General features: G+C 66.9%; 2 protein-coding genes and 1 rRNA gene. All 3 read right to left on the minus strand.

From position 1 onward, the window contains the following. Positions 1 to 214 precede the first annotated feature (214 nt). Positions 215 to 3,247, minus strand: coding sequence for a glycoside hydrolase family 2 TIM barrel-domain containing protein (locus ACFVVC_RS22355; protein WP_387458512.1), 3,033 nt, complete (start codon positions 3,245 to 3,247; stop codon positions 215 to 217). Positions 3,248 to 3,344: 97 nt separating this feature from the next. Beyond that, positions 3,345 to 4,352: a LacI family DNA-binding transcriptional regulator gene (locus ACFVVC_RS22360; protein ID WP_387458514.1), complete on the minus strand. Its 1,008-nt coding sequence runs from the start codon at positions 4,350 to 4,352 to the stop codon at positions 3,345 to 3,347. A gap of 73 nt (positions 4,353 to 4,425) precedes the next feature. Then, a 5S ribosomal RNA gene (gene rrf, locus ACFVVC_RS22365) occupies positions 4,426 to 4,514 on the minus strand; the annotation flags it as partial.

Consider the following 4,514-nt stretch of genomic DNA (forward strand, 5'->3'; position numbering starts at 1 on the left):
TTTGGCCACCCGCGGTTACCAGCTCTTCGCTGTCCCCCGCGGCGACTTAGAAAACAATACACGCACTCCCACCCCACCGCAAACCCGCCACCCAGGGCTCCGCACACTGCCGGAAACCGCGGATTTCCGCGGATTCCGGCAGTGCTTGCCGTGCCCTCACGGCGCTCTCGAGGCTCCGGAGCTTATGTTGAGTGGCTCACATCCTGGGGCGGCCTCAGCCCTGGACCCGGAAGAGGACCTCGAACTCAGCTTCGCGGGGCTTCAGCCGGTACGGCTCCAGGACGCCGGGGCCACACGCTGCGGTTCCCACACCCCGGCGGGCGTGGTCAACGTAAACGTAACTGCGTCCGTCCGGAAGGAGGTCGGGTCGGTGCGTCGCGGCGGCGAGGACGTCCATGCCGTAGGGCCTGACGGTCAGCGCAAAGGGCTCTCCGGAGAGCTGCAGTTGTTTGCCGCCGGTTTCCAGGACCGCCTGCCGTACGGAGCCGCGCGCCCCGGACTCCTGCGGCCGGACATAGTCGACCTCCAAGCCGGCCAGTGGCAACTCGAACCACCCCATCCGCGCTCCCTGGCCGGTGTCCGGATAACTCTGGTGCGGACCCTGCCCGAACCATTCCACCGTGGTTGTCTCGGCCGCGAGGACGAGTTCCAACCCGATTCTCGCCCATTCGACGTCGAAGCCGGCGTTGACCCAGTCCCCTGCCGGCGTAACGCGGGTCCGCAGTGCAAGAGCTCCGGAGTTGCTGGTCCACAGGTAGTCGACCAGCACCCCGTACTGCTTGTCCGCGGCGCCGACGCGGGTGCTGACACGGAGTTGTTCGCCGCCTCCGGCAGCCGGTTCTGCCGTGATCCCCAGCAGGCGTGTGTGCAGGCGGCCCAGTCCCGCATCCTTCCACTGGGTGGCGAGCGGCCGTTCGTCGATGCTGCCCCATTCCCTGCCCAGGTCGTTGTCCGTAGGTGCCCACCACAGGACCAGCCCCAGTTTGTCGACCGGAAGGCCACCAATGGAGGTGGGCATGCCGGTTGCCCGGCTGAACCGGGCGTTGCCAAGAATCAGCTCGCCGTCCGTGACCTCGACACCGTCCCCTGCATCCAGCCGCGGTTCCGGTGCCCCAAAACGGGCCGCCTGGCCCCAAGCGACCTCGTGGCCGGCCCCGGCCCAGGCCGTATCCGCAGCAAGCACGGCGCTCACGGTCAGCACCGCAGACTGGCCGGATCCCAGCGCGGCAGCATACCCGGCAATTTCCCCAGGCAGCTCGACGACTCCCTCGGACTGGGGCGCTACCGGCGCTACCGCCGCTGTCCCCTCAACCTGGGTGTCGCCGTCGGCCTCCACTGTGTACCGGAAGGTGAAAGCGGAGGTGTCCGCAAAGTCCTGGCCATTGCGCACGGTGAAACGGGCCCAATCCTGCCCGACCTCCATGCGCAGCGGCTCGATGACCTTCTTGAAGTCCAGCAGCCCGGGCCGGGGCTTGCGGTTGGCGTCAACCAAGCCGTCAGTGACGAAGTTTCCATCGTGGACCTCTTCACCAAAGTCCCCGCCATAGGCGAAGTGTTCGCCGCCATCCGCGTCCGTCACGGTGATGCCGTGCTCCAGCCACTCCCACACGAAGCCGCCCATCAGCCGCGGGTATTTGTCGAACAGTTCCTGGTATTCGCTCATGCCACCGGGTCCGTTGCCCATGGCATGGACGTATTCGCAGAGCACGAACGGCATGGCGCGGCGCCTGGCGTCCAGTTCGGCGTTCTCGAGGGGCGGTTCGATTCCTTGGCCGATCAGCGCCGTCTCGGCCTGGCTGGCATACATCCGGGAGTAGACGTCAACGTCGGGCGAAGACCAGTCGCCTTCGTAGTGGATGGGGCGCGACGGATCGCGGTCCTTGGCCCAACGGGACATGGCGGCAAGGTTCCGGCCCGTGCCAGCCTCGTTGCCGAGCGACCACATGATCACTGACGGATGGTTTTTGTCGCGTTCCACGGTCCGCTCCATCCGGTCCACCAGGGCTTCCTCCCACTGCGGATCGTCGCTGGGGTTCTGCGCCCATCCGGCCCCCACGAATCCATGCGTCTCGAGGTCGCACTCGAGGACCACATAGAACCCGAGCTGGTCTGCCAGGGCCAGGAATTCCGGATGCGGCGGGTAGTGCGAGGTGCGGATCGCGTTGATGTTGTGTTGCTTCATCAACCGCAGTTCGGCTTCCACCACGTCCCGCGGCACCACGCGGCCAAGCTTGGGGTGGTGTTCATGGCGGTTTACACCGCGGAGCAGGATGCGCCGGCCGTTGACCTTGAACTGGGCATCCTCGATGGTGATGCTGCGGAATCCCACTTTCACGGATGCTGTCTCACCGGGGGTGCTGACGGTGGCGTCATACAGGCGCGGCTGTTCCGCCGACCACGGCTCCGCGTCCGGGACGGTGTGTTGGGCCCCAGCGGGGAGTTCCAGGCCGAGTTCAGGGATGCGGACGACGGCGTCAATCGCCTTGCCGGCCCGGGTCACCTCGACCTTCAGCGTGCCGTGACCCGTCGCGTGGTCGTAGTCCGCGTGGACGAACAGATCGTCGAGGCCGTCAGCGGGCCGCGCCTGGAGGGTCACGTCCCGGAAGATCCCCGGAAGCCACCACATGTCCTGGTCCTCCACGTAGCTGGCGGCGGAGAACTGGGCCACCCGGACGGCCAGGGTGTTGGTGCCCTCCACCAGGATGCCGGACACGTCGAATTCGTGGGCCAGCCTGCTGCCGCGGGTGGTTCCAAGTTCAACACCGTTCAGCCATACCGTCCCGGCGGAGTCGATGCCGTCGAACCGTAACAGCGCGTGCGGGAAGAACTCCGGACCTGCCTGGAAGGTCACCAGGTGGTCCCCGATGGGGTTGGCTTCCTGGACGAACGGCGGTTCCACGGCAAAGGGGAACTGGACATTGGTGTAGGCCGGGGATCCGTGGCCGTGCATGCTCCAGCTCGAGGGGACAGGAAGCGGAACGAAGCCGGCCAGGTCCGTTCCGTGCTGCCACCCGTCGTTGGGCGCAGTCCGGATTCCAGGGCTCAGCCTGAACTGCCAGTCCCCGTTGAGGGAAAGCCTGGGGGCGTCGGTTGCCAGGTAGGAGCGTGCAGGCAGGCTTCCTCGTCCCGGCGCCAGCGATGCCAGTTCCCGGACCCCTTCCTGCCCAAGCTCCAGGTTGGGGGTGGGGCGTGTGGCGCCGCGGGGGTCCTGGCCGCCGTCAGTCGCAGCGGGGGTGTGGAGTGCCATGGTTTTCCTTGCTGGAAGTGTCTGGGATGGAATAACGTGAACGTTCACGCAAATGCACTCAAAAGCCTATCTGCTCCTTGCACTTTTGAGTAGGGGTCTAGGCGGACTGGCGGAGAACCAGCTCGTGCCGAAGGACCAGATGGGCCTCCGTCCCGCCTTCCTCGAGCGAGCCTGAGAGGAGTCCTTCGAGGAGGCCGACGGCGGCGCGTCCTACGGCACGCAGGTCCAGCGCTAGGGTGGTCAGCTCAGGCGTGAGTAGTTCCCCGAGCGGTATCCCGTCCATTCCGATGACCGCGCAGTCGCCGGGGACGGCCTTGCCGGAGGCCTGCAACGCTTTAAGCGCACCGGCGGCCATGAGGTCGTTGAAGGCAAGGATGCCGTCAACAGGCCGTCCTCGCTCCGCCAAGAGGGCCACGGCTGCCTTGGCGGCGGCCGCGGAGGGCCCGGCCTGGACGCGGGTGAGCTGCATTCCAGCTTCTTCGGCGACGGCTGCGGCTGCCGCGCTCCGACTGCCGGCAGGCCCGCCTTGGTCCGAGTCCAGGAAGGCGACGTTCGTGCAACCCCTGGCAGCAAGGCGGGCAAGTGCCAGCCTCGCAGCGTGGCGGTAGTCGAACGAGATGCGGCCGGCGGTTCCCGCGTCCGGCGAGTCCAGGGCGACGACGGGCCGGCGGGCCATAAGCGCCTGCGCCTCGTCCGCGTGCGGCGCGAGGTAGCCGATTAGGGCGTCCACCTGGGGTGCGAGCCTGGCCGCGGCGTCGATGGCACTGCCGGTTCCGTGCCCATAGTCATCAACCACGACGTTCCAGCCGCGCCCGGTGGCTGCCTCCACCACGCTGGACGCAAACGCGGGGAAGTATGGGTTGGTCAGGTCCGGGATGGCGAGGCCAATCGATACCTTCGCTCCCTGGACCAACCCCTTGGCGAAGCGGCTGGGGCTGTAGCCCAGCTCCGAAGCGATCCTCTGGACGCGTTCACGGGTCTCGGGGCTGATCCCGGGCATGTCGTTCATGGCACGGGTGACGGTTTGCCGGGAGACACCGGAGGCAGCGGCAACATCCAGGATGGTGGCCCGTTTGCCCTTGGGGCTTGTGCTTCGGGGGGTCATAGACGGTAAGTCTAGGTGGTGTTTAAATGTGGGAGGCCCCAACCGTGTGGTTGGGGCCTCGACCAATGTGTGTGTCCGGCGGTGTCCTACTCTCCCACACCCTCCCGGGTGCAGTACCATCGGCGCTGTGGGTCTTAGCTTCCGGGTTCGGAATGGGACCGG

Origin of the sequence: Pseudarthrobacter sp. NPDC058196 (genome assembly GCF_042882685.1) — a bacterium.
In the GTDB taxonomy this organism is placed as follows: domain Bacteria; phylum Actinomycetota; class Actinomycetes; order Actinomycetales; family Micrococcaceae; genus Arthrobacter.

What these genes read in the sequence shown, in the direction of transcription:
- ACFVVC_RS22355 (WP_387458512.1), bottom strand. Translation starts at nt 3,247, where the DNA reads ATGGCACTCCACACCCCCGCTGCGACTGACGGCGGCCAGGACCCCCGC.
- ACFVVC_RS22360 (WP_387458514.1), bottom strand. Translation starts at nt 4,352, where the DNA reads ATGACCCCCCGAAGCACAAGCCCCAAGGGCAAACGGGCCACCATCCTG.